Annotated in this window: 16 protein-coding genes and 1 pseudogene; 6 read left to right on the top strand and 11 right to left on the bottom strand. The window is 31.8% G+C overall.

The annotated features are described in order from the left end of the window. Window positions 1-20: 20 nt before the first annotated feature. The 3 genes and pseudogenes from B3I31_RS06235 to B3I31_RS06220 all read right to left on the bottom strand — a co-directional run. Window positions 21-476: pseudogene (locus tag B3I31_RS06235) on the bottom strand (amino acid permease); the annotation flags it as partial. Window positions 477-789: 313 nt separating this feature from the next. After that, on the bottom strand, window positions 790-1,992 hold the full coding sequence (gene fabV / locus B3I31_RS06230; protein WP_291087761.1) for an enoyl-ACP reductase FabV: 1,203 nt from the start codon (window positions 1,990-1,992) through the stop codon (window positions 790-792). A 605-nt stretch (window positions 1,993-2,597) separates the two neighbouring features. Then, window positions 2,598-2,909 (bottom strand): DUF3817 domain-containing protein, encoded by a 312-nt coding sequence (locus tag B3I31_RS06220; RefSeq protein WP_291059355.1) that lies wholly within the window; start codon window positions 2,907-2,909, stop codon window positions 2,598-2,600. Between the two features lie 196 nt (window positions 2,910-3,105). On the opposite strand from B3I31_RS06220, the gene B3I31_RS06215 reads away from it, so the two are divergent. Next, the gene (locus B3I31_RS06215; RefSeq protein ID WP_284584058.1) at window positions 3,106-4,224 is read left to right on the top strand and encodes a calcium:proton antiporter; all 1,119 of its coding nucleotides are present in this window, start codon (window positions 3,106-3,108) and stop codon (window positions 4,222-4,224) included. A 58-nt stretch (window positions 4,225-4,282) separates the two neighbouring features. Here the strand turns inward: B3I31_RS06215 and B3I31_RS06210 are convergent, their stop codons facing one another. The 4 genes from B3I31_RS06210 to truA form a co-directional block, all read right to left on the bottom strand. Continuing rightward, window positions 4,283-5,233, bottom strand: coding sequence for a LysR substrate-binding domain-containing protein (locus B3I31_RS06210; protein WP_038333906.1), 951 nt, complete (start codon window positions 5,231-5,233; stop codon window positions 4,283-4,285). Between the two features lie 135 nt (window positions 5,234-5,368). Then, window positions 5,369-5,785, bottom strand: coding sequence for a hypothetical protein (locus B3I31_RS06205; RefSeq protein ID WP_280062513.1), 417 nt, complete (start codon window positions 5,783-5,785; stop codon window positions 5,369-5,371). A 77-nt stretch (window positions 5,786-5,862) separates the two neighbouring features. Then, on the bottom strand, window positions 5,863-7,623 hold the full coding sequence (locus tag B3I31_RS06200) for an ABC transporter ATP-binding protein (RefSeq protein WP_260392012.1): 1,761 nt from the start codon (window positions 7,621-7,623) through the stop codon (window positions 5,863-5,865). Then, complete coding sequence (gene truA, locus B3I31_RS06195) at window positions 7,610-8,365, bottom strand: tRNA pseudouridine(38-40) synthase TruA (RefSeq protein WP_219034551.1); 756 nt, start codon at window positions 8,363-8,365, stop codon at window positions 7,610-7,612. Before truA ends, B3I31_RS06200 begins: the two co-directional genes overlap by 14 nt. Window positions 8,366-8,399: 34 nt before the next feature. Here truA and B3I31_RS06190 point away from each other — a divergent pair, with 34 nt between their 5' ends. The 3 genes from B3I31_RS06190 to B3I31_RS06180 all read left to right on the top strand — a co-directional run bounded on the left by B3I31_RS06190 (window position 8,400) and on the right by B3I31_RS06180 (window position 9,416). Then, window positions 8,400-8,891 (top strand): metallophosphoesterase family protein, encoded by a 492-nt coding sequence (locus B3I31_RS06190; RefSeq protein WP_291059349.1) that lies wholly within the window; start codon window positions 8,400-8,402, stop codon window positions 8,889-8,891. A gap of 76 nt (window positions 8,892-8,967) precedes the next feature. Further along, window positions 8,968-9,231: a flavodoxin family protein gene (locus B3I31_RS06185; protein WP_291059348.1), complete on the top strand. Its 264-nt coding sequence runs from the start codon at window positions 8,968-8,970 to the stop codon at window positions 9,229-9,231. 41 nt (window positions 9,232-9,272) lie between these two features. Further along, window positions 9,273-9,416 carry a hypothetical protein gene (locus tag B3I31_RS06180; protein WP_286495393.1) on the top strand — a complete coding sequence of 48 codons (144 nt, stop codon included), beginning with the start codon at window positions 9,273-9,275 and terminating at the stop codon, window positions 9,414-9,416. 76 nt (window positions 9,417-9,492) lie between these two features. On the opposite strand, the gene B3I31_RS06175 is transcribed toward B3I31_RS06180, so the two are convergent. Next, on the bottom strand, window positions 9,493-10,527 hold the full coding sequence (locus B3I31_RS06175) for an alpha/beta hydrolase (protein ID WP_291087758.1): 1,035 nt from the start codon (window positions 10,525-10,527) through the stop codon (window positions 9,493-9,495). 223 nt (window positions 10,528-10,750) lie between these two features. Between B3I31_RS06175 and B3I31_RS06170 the strand changes: the two genes are divergently transcribed. After that, window positions 10,751-10,963, top strand: coding sequence for a DUF2071 domain-containing protein (locus B3I31_RS06170; RefSeq protein ID WP_260392011.1), 213 nt, complete (start codon window positions 10,751-10,753; stop codon window positions 10,961-10,963). A gap of 55 nt (window positions 10,964-11,018) precedes the next feature. Here B3I31_RS06170 and B3I31_RS06165 read toward each other — a convergent pair whose 3' ends face one another. After that, window positions 11,019-11,498 carry a GNAT family N-acetyltransferase gene (locus tag B3I31_RS06165; RefSeq protein WP_291059343.1) on the bottom strand — a complete coding sequence of 160 codons (480 nt, stop codon included), beginning with the start codon at window positions 11,496-11,498 and terminating at the stop codon, window positions 11,019-11,021. Between the two features lie 161 nt (window positions 11,499-11,659). On the opposite strand from B3I31_RS06165, the gene B3I31_RS06160 reads away from it, so the two are divergent. Then, window positions 11,660-11,890 (top strand): CDGSH iron-sulfur domain-containing protein, encoded by a 231-nt coding sequence (locus B3I31_RS06160; RefSeq protein WP_280037543.1) that lies wholly within the window; start codon window positions 11,660-11,662, stop codon window positions 11,888-11,890. 152 nt (window positions 11,891-12,042) lie between these two features. Here the strand turns inward: B3I31_RS06160 and mnmA are convergent, their stop codons facing one another. Continuing rightward, the gene (gene mnmA, locus B3I31_RS06155) at window positions 12,043-13,236 is read right to left on the bottom strand and encodes a tRNA 2-thiouridine(34) synthase MnmA (protein ID WP_219034556.1); all 1,194 of its coding nucleotides are present in this window, start codon (window positions 13,234-13,236) and stop codon (window positions 12,043-12,045) included. 64 nt (window positions 13,237-13,300) lie between these two features. Then, on the bottom strand, window positions 13,301-14,617 hold the full coding sequence (locus tag B3I31_RS06150; RefSeq protein ID WP_219034557.1) for a Na+/H+ antiporter NhaC family protein: 1,317 nt from the start codon (window positions 14,615-14,617) through the stop codon (window positions 13,301-13,303). Window positions 14,618-14,620 lie beyond the last annotated feature (3 nt).

The raw sequence follows: 14,620 nt of genomic DNA, 5'->3' as shown, positions 1-14,620 counted from the left end.
AACTTTCGTTAGGATATCCAATCGGCTGGAGCATGCAATAATTCTTGAGGTAAATGAATATTAATTCCTTGTAAAAATTTATCGACGTATGCCGACCAACTCACACTTACGGTTGCCGCTGCCAAAGCATATTCTAACACCAAATCCCAACCAATAATCCAAGCTATAAACTCACCCATTGTTGCATAAGAATACGTGTAAGCGCTTCCTGCAACAGGAATCATCGAAGCAAATTCGGCATAACAAAGACCTGCAAAAGCACAACCAACCGCGGCTAAAACAAACGATAAAGTAACTGCTGGACCAGCATGATCTGCCGCTGCTATTCCTGTTAAACTAAATAATCCGGCACCGATAATAGCGCCAATACCCAAAGCTACTAAAGCTCCCGAAGATAAAGATCTTTTTAAACCACCTTCTGTTTCTTGCGAATCTTCTATTAACTTCGCTAATGGTTTAATTTTCCAAATTGACATAAAAATACATGTGTTAAAACTTAATGAAATGTAAAGTGTTTCGGATATATTTTTAAGATTCGAAAAATAAATTTCATATTTTTTGGATATATCTCTAAAAGAAAACTTAAAATTTAAGAATAATATAATTTAAAACTAATATTAAAACATTTTTTTAAATTATTAATAATAATCACTCCATATTTTTAACGAAACAAAATCTTATAATCTAAACAAATACGAATAAAATTATTTTTGACTTATTTTATTGAGACAAAAAAAACCTCGAAAATAATTTTCGAGGTTTTTGTATTATTTTATTGAAATGATCTTCTTATTCTTCAATACTTGGAACTGCTACCAATTCGTTTGTATCAGCATCATAATCAATTTCATCAAAACTAAATCCAAACAACTGTAAGAATTCATCATGATAACCTTTGATATCAGAAATTTCTTTGATGTTCTCAGAAGTTACAATTTTCCACAAATCATCCACTTCTTTTTGTACATCTTCGCGCATTTCCAAATCATCAATACGAATACGTCCATTTTCATCCAAAGGAACTTCTCCATTTGCAGTATACAAGCGCTCTGCAAACAAACGTTGCATTTGCTCGATTGTACCTTCATGAATTCCTTTTGCTTTCATTACTTTGTACAATAACGATATATATAATGGCACAACTGGAATCGCAGAACTAGACTGTGTTACCAAAGCTTTGTTTACAGAAACGTAAGAAACACCATTCAAATCAGCTAATAATTCGTTGATAACAGGAACCGTTTTTTCTAAATCGTTTTTAGCCATTCCAATCGATCCATCTTTGTAGATTCTATGCGTCAATTCTGGCCCTATGTATGAATAAGCAACAGTTTTTACTCCTTCAGCTAAAACACCAGCAGCTTTCAAATCTTCCATCCAAAATTTCCAATCCTCACCTCCCATTACAGCAATTGTATTATCAATTTCTTCTTGAGATTCAATCGGATCAATTGTAATATCTGTAACTTCTGCTGTATGAAAATCTACTGTTTTATTTGTAAATGGTTCACCAATTGGTTTAAGAACTGATGAATACGCAACACCTGTTTTTGGGTGTGTACGACGAGGCGAAGCTAAACTGTAAACTACTAAATCTACTTGACCTAAATCTTGTTTGATTAAATCAATCGTTTGTTGTTTAATCTCATCAGAAAAAGCATCTCCATTAATACTTTTTGCATACAAACCAGCTTCGTGTGCTTCTTTTTCAAAAGCAGCTGTGTTGTACCAACCCGCAGTCCCCGGTTTTCTTGGCGCAGCAGGTTTTTCAAAGAAAACACCTATTGTTGCAGCATTATATCCGAAAGCAGCTGTAATACGAGATGACAGACCAAAACCTGTCGAAGCTCCAATTACCAATACTTTTTTTGGTCCTTCGGCTGAAATATTTTTTGATTTTACGTACTCAATTTGATTGTGAACATTTTTTGCAGTTCCCTCAGGATGAGTCGTAATGCAAATAAAACCTCTTGTTCTTGGTTGAATAATCATTATACTTAATTTAGTCGCATAAATTTATAAAATAAATTCTATATAACGAAACGATCTTTTTGTACATAAAATCATTCTATTTTTGAGAAAATTAATAGAAATACAGATTTCGATTTACTACATTTACAACTACTCAAAACCTACTTACCTATGAAAGATATTCACATGGGCTATTTAATCAAAAAAAGAGTCGACGAACTTGGAATTGATATATCCCGTATCAAGGGCTTCTTCAAAACTTATTCTGAAAAGGAAATTAATGCCCAATATTTAAGCAAAAGTATACAAACAGACGATTTATTAAAATGGTCGAAGTTGTTGAAATATGATTTTTTTTAGAATTTATACACTGAAGAAAAAAAGAAATTTCTAATGAATACAATATCCCTAAAAACACTATTCATAATTGGATAAAAAACTCCTACCAAAAAATTAAATCTTATGATTTGAATTCTGTTCTAGAAATTTTAAAATTTCAACAAAAAAATAATTATACCAATACGTATACTGCTGATAAGTTTAAAATCAGTCGAAACACTGTAGCTAAATGGCGTAAAATATATGAGTATAAAAAAACGGTTTCAAAAAGAAACCGTTTTTTTTATTTATCTATTATTTTTATCCTCTTTTATTACTTTATGTACCGCCAAAGTTGCAAACGGAATAAATGCGTACATCACATAAAAAATAAAATCTTCGTCGTCCCATTTATATATTCTTCTGACTCTAAAAAGTAAAATCAAATAAGCTGTAAACCAAAAACCGTGAAAACAACCAGCAAATGGCATTGGCAAAACATAACCGAATTGATATTTAATTGGCATTGTGACCAAAAATAAGAGCGTACAACTTATCGTTTCCCACACACATGATGTGCTAAACCATTTTTTTAACTTTTCGTCAGATACGTTTAACATTTTGCAAATTTAATCGTTTATTGATAGTAGAGGTATGATAATCATTAGTTAAAAAGTTTATTTTTACTCAATTATTGAAATAACTATTACTATTTATGATTATTAAACGTTATAATTATTACTATTCATGATAATTACACATAATAATTATCAATATTATTTATTAAATTTGTAAAAATCCAAAACCTTATAATTAATGCATGTAGATAATTTTATTTCAAAAAAATTCAATTTAGCTTTACCCTACTGGACAATTATCTGTCCCATTCTTGCCATTTTTTCATTAACAATAGCCGAAGGATTTAAAGATCAGATGTGGTTTTCTGGAGTCTTAGGAATCATTTTAATTTCAGCTGTTTTATCAGCTGTACATCACGCAGAAGTTGTAGCGCATAAAGTTGGTGAACCTTTCGGAACCATTATATTGGCTTTAGCTATTACAGTTATAGAAGTTTCGCTAATTGTTTCATTAATGATGTCCGAACCTACCGGCTTCCCTTCTGTTTTGGCAAGAGATACCGTTTTTGCTGCTGTAATGATTATTCTTACCGGAATTATCGGAATCTGTTTATTGGCTGGAGGAGTTCGTTATAGAGAACAGAACTTTATCAAACAAGGTGTTTCAACTGCTTTAATTACTTTAGTTGCAATATCTATATTGACCTTGGTTTTACCAAATTTTTTGACATCAGAAAAAGGAGGTGAATTCTCTTCTTCCCAGTTAATCTTTGTCGCAATTATTTCTCTTATTTTATATGGCGGATTTATTTCTGTCCAAACCATTCGTCATCGCGATTATTTCTTACCGCAAACTAGCAAAGATAATGTGACATCAGAATTACATGTCGAAAAACCAAATTTATTGACTACAATCTCGAGTTTAGTTTTATTATTAGTTGCTTTGTGTGCAGTTGTTTTATTATCAAAAAAATTATCGCCAACCATCGAAACAATTGTGATGGATTTAGGTGCTCCAAAATCATTGGTGGGAATTATAATTGCCGTAGTTATCTTATTACCAGAAGGTTTAGCCGCATATAAAGCCGCAAAACAAGACCGTTTACAAACAAGCCTTAACTTGGCTTTAGGCTCTGCTTTAGCATCAATTGGTTTAACAATTCCTGCGGTAGCAATTGTTTGTTATTTCACAGGATTAGAAGTCACATTAGGAATAGACGCAAAATCATCTATCTTATTAGTGTTATCCTTGTTCACCGTTTATTTATCATTAAATTCTGGTCGAACAAATATTCAGCAAGGAATTGTTTTATTAACACTTTTTGCGACATATTTATTTACAACAATAGTTCCTTAAAGGAAATTTAAAGACATAAAAAAACGACTCAAAATTTAATTTTGAGTCGTTTTTTCTATTATTTTTTTGGTAAAGAAACCATATTCGAATCTAACTTTTGATCTTTTTCTAAGAATATTTTTCCTCTCAAAATACTTTGAATTGTATTGATTAATTCTTTCTCGAAAGAATCTCTTAATTGAGATTGATGAAAAATTAACGAAACTTCACGTGTTGGAACTGGCGACTCAAAGTTTTTAACAAATTTCTTATACTCTTGTGGCAAATCATCTGCAACCAAAGCAGGCAACAAGGTCATTCCATATCCATCATTTGCTAATTTAACTAAGGCTTCAAAACTTCCTGAATCTAACTTAATCGGACGATTTTTCAGATTAGAAGTATCACATAAAGCCAACACATTATTTCTGAAACAATGTCCTTCTTGCAAGATTAATAAATCAGAAGTGTTTAAATCATCTTCATTGATTTTATCTTTGTCAGATAAGCGATGCCCGTTTGGTACATAAGCTACCAATGGCTCATAATAAAGCGGTTTTTCGATAATTTGATCCTCGAAAAGTGGCGAAACCACAATTCCAAAATCCAACGAACCATCTTTTATTCCTTTTATAATTTTATCCGTTTGCAATTCTTTGATAATAAGATTTGATTTCGGATTATTTTTCTGAAATGTTTTATAAAATAATGGTACCAAAGAAGGTAAAACAGTAGGAATAACACCAATAATGAAATCACCTTCTAATAAACCTTTTTCTTCGTTTACCAAGTGTTTCATTCGGTTAGCTTCCATTAAAATTGTTTTCGCTTGCGCAACAATTTTCTCTCCAATTTGAGTGATTTTGATTGGATGCGATGTTCTATCGAAAATGTCAATATTCAATTCTTTTTCCAATTTCTGAATCTGCATACTCAATGTTGGTTGAGTTACAAAGGATTTATCAGCAGCAATTGTAAAGTTCTTATGCTCAGCCACTGCCAGCACATATTGTAATTGTACTAATGTCATATATAAAAATTGATATCTATAAATTTTTGTGATAAAGATATACATTATTATATTATCAATCTATATCATAAATCATAATTTAATCCATAAAAAAAGCTCGAATAAATTCGAGCTTATCATTAAATATAAATTTAATTATTTGTTTAATTGTTTCTGAATTTCAGCTGTCCAATCTTGTAATTTTTTAGCATCTTCTGGTTTCAAAGTTTGAGTAAAACCTTGTAATTCTTTTTGAAAATCTACTGATTGTTTTGTTAATTCAGCTAATTTATTTGCATCACCAGCAGTTGCAGCTAATTTCATATCAGCAGCCCATTTGTTGTATTTTCCAACAAATTCAGTAATTTTTGGATCAGAGAAAGTTGGTAAATCTTTTGCTACATCAGCAACTTTATCCATTGTCTCTTTTCCAGCTTCTACTTGCTCTTCTACTGTATTTGCTACATTTTCTTGCGTATTTTCTACTTTTGCATCTACTTTTTCTTTTTCAGATTTACAAGAAGATAAAGAAACTACACCTAATACTGCAGCAGCTAAAAATAATTTTTTCATTTTTAATTAGAGTTTTAAAGTTAATATTATTGATTGTTCAAGTTAAACAAATCTAACGATTTATTTCTGTTAAATTTTTAATTTTCTTTCGAGAATTGGACTTCATATAAATTGGCATAATAACCTTTCTGAGCCAACAATTCGCTATGTGTACCTTGCTCAACAATCATTCCATTATCCATCACAATAATTTTATCTGCATTTTGAATCGTCGCTAAACGATGTGCAATAATGATAGAAGTTCTACCTTGTGTTAGCTTATCAGTCGCTTTTTGTATTAATTCTTCCGATTCTGTATCAATAGAAGAAGTTGCCTCGTCCAACACCAAAATCTCTGGATTATAAATATATGCTCTCAAAAATGAAATCAATTGACGTTGACCTACAGAAAGTGTCGAACCACGCTCGCTTACCTCACTGTAATAGCCTTTTGGTAATGACATTATAAAATTATCAATTCCAATAATTTTCGCAGCATTTTGTACTTCTTCCAACGAAATATCTTTATTACCTAAAACAATATTGTCATAAATCGTTGTATTAAACAAGAAAACATCCTGCAAAACAACTGCAACGTGTTGACGTAAATTCTTCAATTCCATATCATGAATATTTACATCATCTATTTTAATTGTTCCAGAATCGATGTCATAAAAACGACTCAATAAATTAATTATAGTAGATTTTCCTGCACCTGTGGCACCTACAATTGCAATTTTTTCACCTGGTTTTGTCGAAAAAGAAATTCCTTTCAAAACCAAATTATTCGGAACATAAGAAAACTTCACATTTTCAAAATCGATTTTACCTTTTACATGATCCAATTTTATTGTTCCATTATCTGGCAAAGTTTGATCATCATCAATAATTTTGAACACACGATCCGCTCCTACCAACCCACGCTGAATCGTATTGAAACGCTCTGCAATTGCACGCATTGGCGCAGTTAACAACGTAACATATTGTGTAAAAGCAATCAAATCTCCGACAGAAACATCTCCATAAACAGCTGTTCTAAGCCCTCCAAACCAAATCAAACTTCCCGTTGCTAAAGCCGAAATAATATCGACAACAGGAAACATTAATGAAAAATAGAAAACTGTTTTTAGATAATTTTTCTTTAAATCATTATTAATCGAAACGAATTTATTGTATTCTGCTTGCTGACGATTAAATACCTGAATAATATTCATTCCTGTTAATCGTTCTTGCACAAACGTATTTAATTTCGCCACAATTGTACGTTCTTCTTGGTAAACATTTTTCAATGCTTTTTGGAACAATCGTGTAATAATCATCATCAACGGAAGAATCACAATCACAACCGTTGCTAAAACCCAGTTCATCCAATACATCACAACAACGATGAAAATGATTTTTAGTACATCGCCTAACATCACTAAAATTCCGTCATTGAAAACCTCAGCAATCGTTTCAATATCAGAAACTGAACGTGTTACCAAAACTCCATTTGGCGTTTTATCGAAGTAACCAAGCTTGAATTTGATCAAATGATTATACAAACGAACTCGTAATAAACGGATAACTCGTTGTGCAACAACATTCGCTAAATAAACCATAAAAAAAGACAAAATTCCTTCGAAAACTAACACCAAAGATAGTTTCACGATTTGCATTTGAAGCCCTGGTAAATCTTTTGTCTGAATATAATCGTCGATGATATTTCCCGTTAAATACGGACGATAAACAGAAAAACACGCACTAAAAACCGCTACAAAAACCACCGACCAAAACATCACTTTGCTTTGCGCTCCGATTTGCAAAACACGTTTTAATCCATTAAAATCAAACGATGTATTCTCATTATTTGAACTCATTTTTAAATAATTCTTTTGGATATTGAACATCTACCAAATACAAACCCTGCGCTGGCGCCGAAGCTCCTGCCGAAGAACGTTGTTTTTGTTCAATAATTTCTTCAAAATCGTGGATAGAAATTCTTCCTAATCCAACCTCAACCAATGTTCCAACAATTGCGCGCACCATATTTCGCAAAAAACGATCAGCAGTGATTTGAAAAACCAATTGTCCGTTTTCATTTTTGCGCCAAAATGCCTCCCTTACATCGCAAATATTTGTTTTCACATCGGTATGTAATTTAGCAAAACTTCCGAAATCTCCTTGCTTAATTAACAATTTTGCTGCTTCATTCATTTTTTCAATATCCAATTCTCGGTTAAAAATCCAAGCACTATCAAACGCAAAAGGATCTTTGAAAGGCGAAATAAAATAATTGTACGAACGCGAAGTCGCATCAAAACGCGCATGCGCTTCATCATCCATCAAAAATAAACGATAAGCAGCGATGTCTTTTGGTAAAAAAGAATTTAATTTTTTGATTAAATCAACCGATAATTCATCTTCATAATCAAAATGAATAAACATCTTTTTCGCATGAACACCAGAGTCTGTACGCCCTGCACCGACAATCGAAATTTCTTTTCTTAAGATTTTAGACAATCTATCTTCAATAACTTCTTGAACCGAAATTTGATTGGGTTGAATTTGATAACCAAAATAATTTTTTCCGTTGTATGCTAATTCTAAAAAATATCGCAATTGTTGTAAATTTGAGCAACAAAAATACAACCTTTTGAAGAAAATTCTTTTACTTTCGGACACGCATTCTTATATCGACGATAGAATTTTGGAATATGCACAACAAGCAGACGAAATTTGGCATGCTGGAGATATTGGCGATATTTCTGTAACCGATAAATTGGCTAAAATAAAACCTTTGCGTGCTGTTTATGGAAATATTGATGATAATAAAGCGCGCGCAGAATTCCCGCTCAACAACAGATTTACGTTGGAAGGTGTTGATGTTTGGATTACGCATATTGGTGGTTATCCAGGAAAATATAATCCTGCAATTCGAAAAGAAATCACAGAAAATCCTCCGAAATTATTTATTTGTGGACATTCACATATACTAAAAGTGATGCCTGATAAACAATTGGGTTTAATTCATATGAATCCTGGCGCAGTTGGTAAACACGGTTTTCAGAAAGTTCGTACAATGTTACGGTTTGAGTTGAATAAAGGAAAAATTGAAAATTTGGAAGTGATTGAATTTAAGAAATGATTTGCGAGGTTCGTAGCTCGAAATGCGAAATGCTGTAAGCGAAACTATAATTTTTTTGAATTATATTGAATGTAAAATGAATAAGCAAATTATTATAAACGGTTCTCACAATAGAGATGGTGACACAACGAAATTGATTCAAGAAATTTATCCTGAAATAGCTTGTTTAAAATTGATTGATTATACTATTGAACTTTATAATGATGATGAAACTTATTCTGACAAAGATCAATTCTTAGAAATCATTAATCAAATTATAGAATTTGAAGAAATAATTTTTGCGACACCGGTTTATTGGTATTCGATGAGTAGTTTGATGAAAATTTCTTTGATCGATTAATAAATTTAATTAGTTCTCAAGAAACAATTGGACGAAAATTAATGGGTAAAAAAGTACGTGTTATCACAAGTTCTATCGAAAATCATTTGGATGATAATTTCTTTTTACCTTTTATTGAAACTGCAAATTTTCTTCATTTAGAATATATTGGAAGAAAACATTATTTGAAGCAAAACAACGTATAATAACGAAGTTTGAATTACTATTTAGGAAATGAATAAGCGAAGTTCGCATTTCGAGTTTTGCACTTCTAACCTCCCTTTATTTGGCCAACTTGAATTCTTTCAGAATTGTAATAAACTTCGGATTAGTGATATATTCTCTAAATTCGTGCGAATCTTGTCCGGAAAAATCAGTTTCTTCTAAAAATGTATAATTTTTAGAAAGTTCATCAAACAAATCTTTTTTGTAACCAAAATCTGTCGCAATCAAACTTCGAGATAAAAATCCAATCTTTCCTTTCCCTAATACATAATCCGTGTCATTTATCGTGATATGCATACGTTTTAACTGAGGTGTAAAGGTTTTTAATTGATTATTATCCAATGTGAAATCAACTTTTCCAATCGCAGGCGCCAACATAATGCTGTAAATTTTATTATTATTTTCTAACAAAGTTTCTGCATTCGTAAAATCGACATGATGCGCAGTTTCAGCACGTTTTATCTCACTTTCACGCAACGAAGGATTCACCAACGAGCTCAAAACAACCGATGCGCCACGACTATGCGAAATCAAATAAACGTCTTTGTTATGAATGACATTCAAAATTCTACGAAGCCCGAAAACACCCGCCATTTGGCTATTTGTCGTTGCACTTACCCAAACTTTTGCAGTACCAAAAAGACTCTCGTTCACCAATCCATCCCAATAAAAATTAATCACCTCATCATTCGAAGAATTAATATTCATATAAGTTTTGGCTTTATTGTAATTTTTCAGGCTAAACAAATAATCATTATCAATTCCATGCACAAAAATGATGACACGTTTCTTATTTTTAACTCTTTTTTCGATATTTTTTAAACGCAAACTTTCATAAGAAGTTAATTGATTTTGAAAGTTGTTTTCAGTCGCAATTTTCATCAACGAATAATCTCTACGACTTGCATTTCTAGGAGGTTTACCATACGATTTCAACCAATTATCTGGGTAAAAATTTCCGTTTTGATCCACAAAAGAACTTGTTGTATTCGGTTGAATAAAATTATTTGGATTCTGAGAAGTTGGCACATTATGTATTGCTGCACATGACGTTAAAAAACTAATCACGAAGATATAAAACAAGTTTTTCATATGATAAAAATTGGTATGCGAAGTAACTACAATTTTCTTTATTTCGCAATAGATTTTGCACCTTCAACCATAAGTTTAACAAGGTTTTAAGTGAAATATACGATCAAACAAATTCTAACCGAAAAAAAATCATCGTGGTTGAAATGACCCAACAAAACGATGGAAATATTATCAAGAATGGAACAGAGCGTTATTTTTTCATTACAGAATTGACAAAGAAATTTTGAGAGAATTAGTTCCAAAAGATTTAGAAATTGATGAAATAAATGATTCTGATTGGGTCTCAATTATCGCATTTACAATGGAAAAAATTCGACCTCGTTTTTTGCCTGCACTCTCTCCTACTTCTGATTTTGACGAAATTAATTTGAGAACATATCTCACAAAAAATGGAAAATCTGGTATTTATTTTTCATCGATTCGAGACCAGATTTAATGCATTATTCAGAAGGTGTGCAAGTTGTCGCTTGGAAAAGGATAAAGTTTAACAATTAAATTTTCTTTCTCAATAAATGTTGCATTCCATTGAACCATTCTCGTTGAGAACCATCATCTATATAACCAACTTTTAGATACAAATCATATGCTGATTTATTTTTGAAATTAACCGCTAAAACCAATTCATCAATTGTAGGAAAATTATCTTTTACAAAATCATCCATCAAACTCATCGAAATTTTTCCGTAACCTTTTCCTTGAAACTCAGGGTTTATTGATAAAGAACGCAACAACAACGAATTCGTATTATTCGTCATCTCCAATTTATCGTCACCATAGTCTAACACGAAAAAACCAATTGGTTCATCATCTAACAAAATTGTATTTGGTTTTGCATGTCCATCTGTGCGTAATTTCAAACGCTCAAAAGTCTCGCTAGGTAAGGCTGTAAAAGAAATTTGATCTTCTGGTAAATGATATAACAAAGCATTGTGATGTTTAATTTCTGTATGTTTGAGTTGAATTGTTGGCATAATCATTATTTTCAAATAAAAGTAATCAAAACATTCTAAATCCTATGTAAAAACAACAACCTTTATCTATTAAATTATAGTCAATTACTGCACAAAATTTAAACTCATTCTAACCAAAATAGTTTTTAAATTGTAGTAAATATCAGTCTAAATCTACAATTATGGATGATCAAAACAAGTTAAATATTCAAATAGGAACAAGTCAAAATACAGATGGTATCTATATAGAAATCACAGAAAATGGACCTTATATCTTGCACGGAAAGCCTAAAATTGTTCAGCAGTTTATCATTCCAAATCAGCAAGGAATTTCTGTCAATTACCAAGAAGGAGAAAAATTTGAAGCAAAAGATACAACTTATCTTTGCCGTTGTGGACAATCTTTTAATTAGTCTTTTTGTGATGGAACACATGCTTAGATGAGATTTCAAGATGGTTTACCAAAGCAACAAAAAGTAAAAGGATTTTTTTTTAATAAATGATATTAACATAAAACGCTCAAGAAAATCTTGAGCGTTCAATATAATAATGATGTTTATATTTTTTAATTATTAATTACACCAGAGCCTAAAAGTTCGTCTTCAACATACCAAGCACAGAATTGACCTTCTGTAATTGCAGATTGAGGGTTTTCAAATTCAACATACATTCCGTTTTCAGCTTTGTGTAAAATTGCTCTTTGCAAAGGTTGGCGGTAACGAATACGCGCCATCACTTCCATTGTTTCGTCGGTTTTCAAAGTTAAATCTTCGCGAACCCAATGTACTTCCTCTTCTTTTATAAACAATGCTTTCTTCAATAAACCTGAATGATCAGCGCCTTGACCTGTGTAAATAACATTAGTCTCTACATCTGTATCAATAATAAACAAAGGTTCTACTTTTCCTCCAACTCCCAATCCTTTTCGTTGACCGCGAGTGAAATAATGTGCGCCTTGATGTTTACCTACAATATCTCCGTCTTCTTGTTTGTATGAGAAACCTTTTGCTTCGAAATCTAATGCTTCATATTTATTTTCAAAAGTTGGAATTTCTCTTTTATATCCGTTCCAATCTTTGGCTATTTCTACAATTACACCTTCTTTTGGTTTTAATTGTTGTTGCAAAAATTCAGGTAAACTAACTTTTCCAATAAAACATAAACCTTGCGAATCTTTCTTATTCGCTGTAACCAAGCCTTGCTCTTGCGCAATTCTTCTTACTTCTGGTTTTTCTATATCTCCAATTGGGAATAATGCTTTGCTTAATTGATCTTGCGACAATTGACACAAGAAATACGATTGATCTTTATTGTTATCGTTACCTTTTAACAATTGAAAAATCTCTTTTCCATTTTCATCAATTGTAGAAGTTTTTCGTGCATAATGCCCTGTTGCTACATAATCTGCACCAAGTTCTAAAGCTGTTTTCAAAAACAAATCGAACTTAATTTCTCGGTTACACAACACATCAGGATTTGGTGTTCTTCCTTGCTCGTATTCATTGAACATATAATCTACAATACGTTCTTTGTACGAATCAGACATATCAATTACCTGAAAAGGAATATCTAATTTTTTAGCTACCAACAAAGCGTCTGCACTATCTTCTATCCATGGGCATTCATCTTCCAACGTTACCGATGCATCGTTCCAATTACGCATAAATAATCCGATCACATCATAGCCTTGCTCTTTTAGCAAATAGGCTGTAACACTTGAATCTACTCCTCCAGAAAGTCCTACGACAACTCTTTTCATCTTAAAAAATTTCAGTCTACAAAGTTATAAAATAATATTCGACGAATGAATATCATACATCAATCTATTTTTTGAATGATTTTGGCTGAAAAAATAAGATAAAAATAAGCGTACAAATTCCAGTTAAAAATGGATAATATAAGTTAGATAACACATCAACCGAAGAAACCTTTGTTGCACTTGAAATTGTATTTGCAGCTGCAACCGCTGCCAAAACTTGCGCACCATAAGGTAAGATTCCTTGTACAAAACACGAAACCGTATCCAAAATACTTGCCACACGTTTTCCCTCTAAATCATGATGATCAGAAATATCTTTTGCAATTTTACCACAAATCAAAATTGTAATCGTGTTATTTGCCAAACAAGCATTCGCCAAAGCTGTAAGCGACGCAATACTCATCTCAGCCTGACGTTTTGTTTTAATATTTTTGGTTAGATGATAAATGATAAAATCTAATCCACCATTCAAACGAATAATTCCAACAATTCCACCAATAATTAAACAAATAATACTCAACTCAAACATTCCTTTAAAACCTTCATTAATAGAAGAAACTAAGTCTAGTAAAGGAACACCAGAATAGAACAAACCAATTCCAAGAAACGAAAGAATTCCTACAATTAAAGCCCAAATCACATTAATTCCAGACATTGCTAGTCCAAAAACTAATAGATAAGGTAAGATTAAAATCAAGTCAAAATCTAACTGTTTTCCTTGAAAATTGGTTGTGTCAAAATGTTGAGAAAGTGAAAAATATATAATCGTCGAAACAATAGCTGCTGGAACTACTATTCGAAAATTAGTTTTAAATTTAGATTTCATGCTCACTTCTTGCGTACGTGTTGCAGCAATTGTTGTATCAGAAATAAATGATAAATTATCGCCAAACATCGCTCCACCAACTACTGCTCCTAACAAAATTGGCATAGAACCTGGAATCATTTTATCCATTTGCACTGCAATCGGCGCAACAGTTACAATTGTTCCAACCGATGTTCCCAAAGCCGTCGCAATAAAACAAGATAACAAAAAGAAACCTGCTACAATAAAGGAAGAAGGAAGATAATTCAAAAATAAATTCACTGTTGATTCTACAGCACCAATTGTAGATCCTAAACTTCCAAACGCTCCAGCGAGAAGAAAAATTAAAATCATCAACATAATGGTTTCTTCACCCGCATTCTTACAAAAAGCCTCGGCTTTCGTATGAAATGAAACCTTAGGGAATTGAACAAATGCAATTACTAATGCTAACATGAAAACAACCAATGCTGGAACAGAATAAAAATCGTTCAGATAAATAGATGCCGAAAAATAGACAAGTATGAAAATGATTAAAGGCAATAAAGCCCAAAAATTTCCTTTTTTTATGATCATATT

It is taken from the genome of Empedobacter sp. UBA3475 (assembly GCF_002378465.1).
Taxonomy (GTDB): Bacteria; Bacteroidota; Bacteroidia; order Flavobacteriales; family Weeksellaceae; genus Empedobacter; species Empedobacter falsenii_B.
This window is presented reverse-complemented; position numbering and strand designations above follow the sequence as displayed.

What these genes read in the sequence shown, in the direction of transcription:
- B3I31_RS06205 (WP_280062513.1), bottom strand. Translation starts at nt 5,785, where the DNA reads ATGAAAAAATTATTTTTAGCTGCTGCAGTATTAGGTGTAGTTTCTTTA.
- B3I31_RS06185 (WP_291059348.1), top strand. Translation starts at nt 8,968, where the DNA reads ATGAATAAGCAAATTATTATAAACGGTTCTCACAATAGAGATGGTGAC.
- B3I31_RS06165 (WP_291059343.1), bottom strand. Translation starts at nt 11,498, where the DNA reads ATGCCAACAATTCAACTCAAACATACAGAAATTAAACATCACAATGCT.
- mnmA (WP_219034556.1), bottom strand. Translation starts at nt 13,236, where the DNA reads ATGAAAAGAGTTGTCGTAGGACTTTCTGGAGGAGTAGATTCAAGTGTT.
- B3I31_RS06210 (WP_038333906.1), bottom strand. Translation starts at nt 5,233, where the DNA reads ATGACATTAGTACAATTACAATATGTGCTGGCAGTGGCTGAGCATAAG.
- B3I31_RS06160 (WP_280037543.1), top strand. Translation starts at nt 11,660, where the DNA reads ATGGATGATCAAAACAAGTTAAATATTCAAATAGGAACAAGTCAAAAT.
- B3I31_RS06180 (WP_286495393.1), top strand. Translation starts at nt 9,273, where the DNA reads ATGGGTAAAAAAGTACGTGTTATCACAAGTTCTATCGAAAATCATTTG.
- B3I31_RS06200 (WP_260392012.1), bottom strand. Translation starts at nt 7,623, where the DNA reads ATGAGTTCAAATAATGAGAATACATCGTTTGATTTTAATGGATTAAAA.
- B3I31_RS06215 (WP_284584058.1), top strand. Translation starts at nt 3,106, where the DNA reads ATGCATGTAGATAATTTTATTTCAAAAAAATTCAATTTAGCTTTACCC.
- fabV (WP_291087761.1), bottom strand. Translation starts at nt 1,992, where the DNA reads ATGATTATTCAACCAAGAACAAGAGGTTTTATTTGCATTACGACTCAT.
- B3I31_RS06150 (WP_219034557.1), bottom strand. Translation starts at nt 14,617, where the DNA reads ATGATCATAAAAAAAGGAAATTTTTGGGCTTTATTGCCTTTAATCATT.
- B3I31_RS06175 (WP_291087758.1), bottom strand. Translation starts at nt 10,527, where the DNA reads ATGAAAAACTTGTTTTATATCTTCGTGATTAGTTTTTTAACGTCATGT.
- B3I31_RS06220 (WP_291059355.1), bottom strand. Translation starts at nt 2,909, where the DNA reads ATGTTAAACGTATCTGACGAAAAGTTAAAAAAATGGTTTAGCACATCA.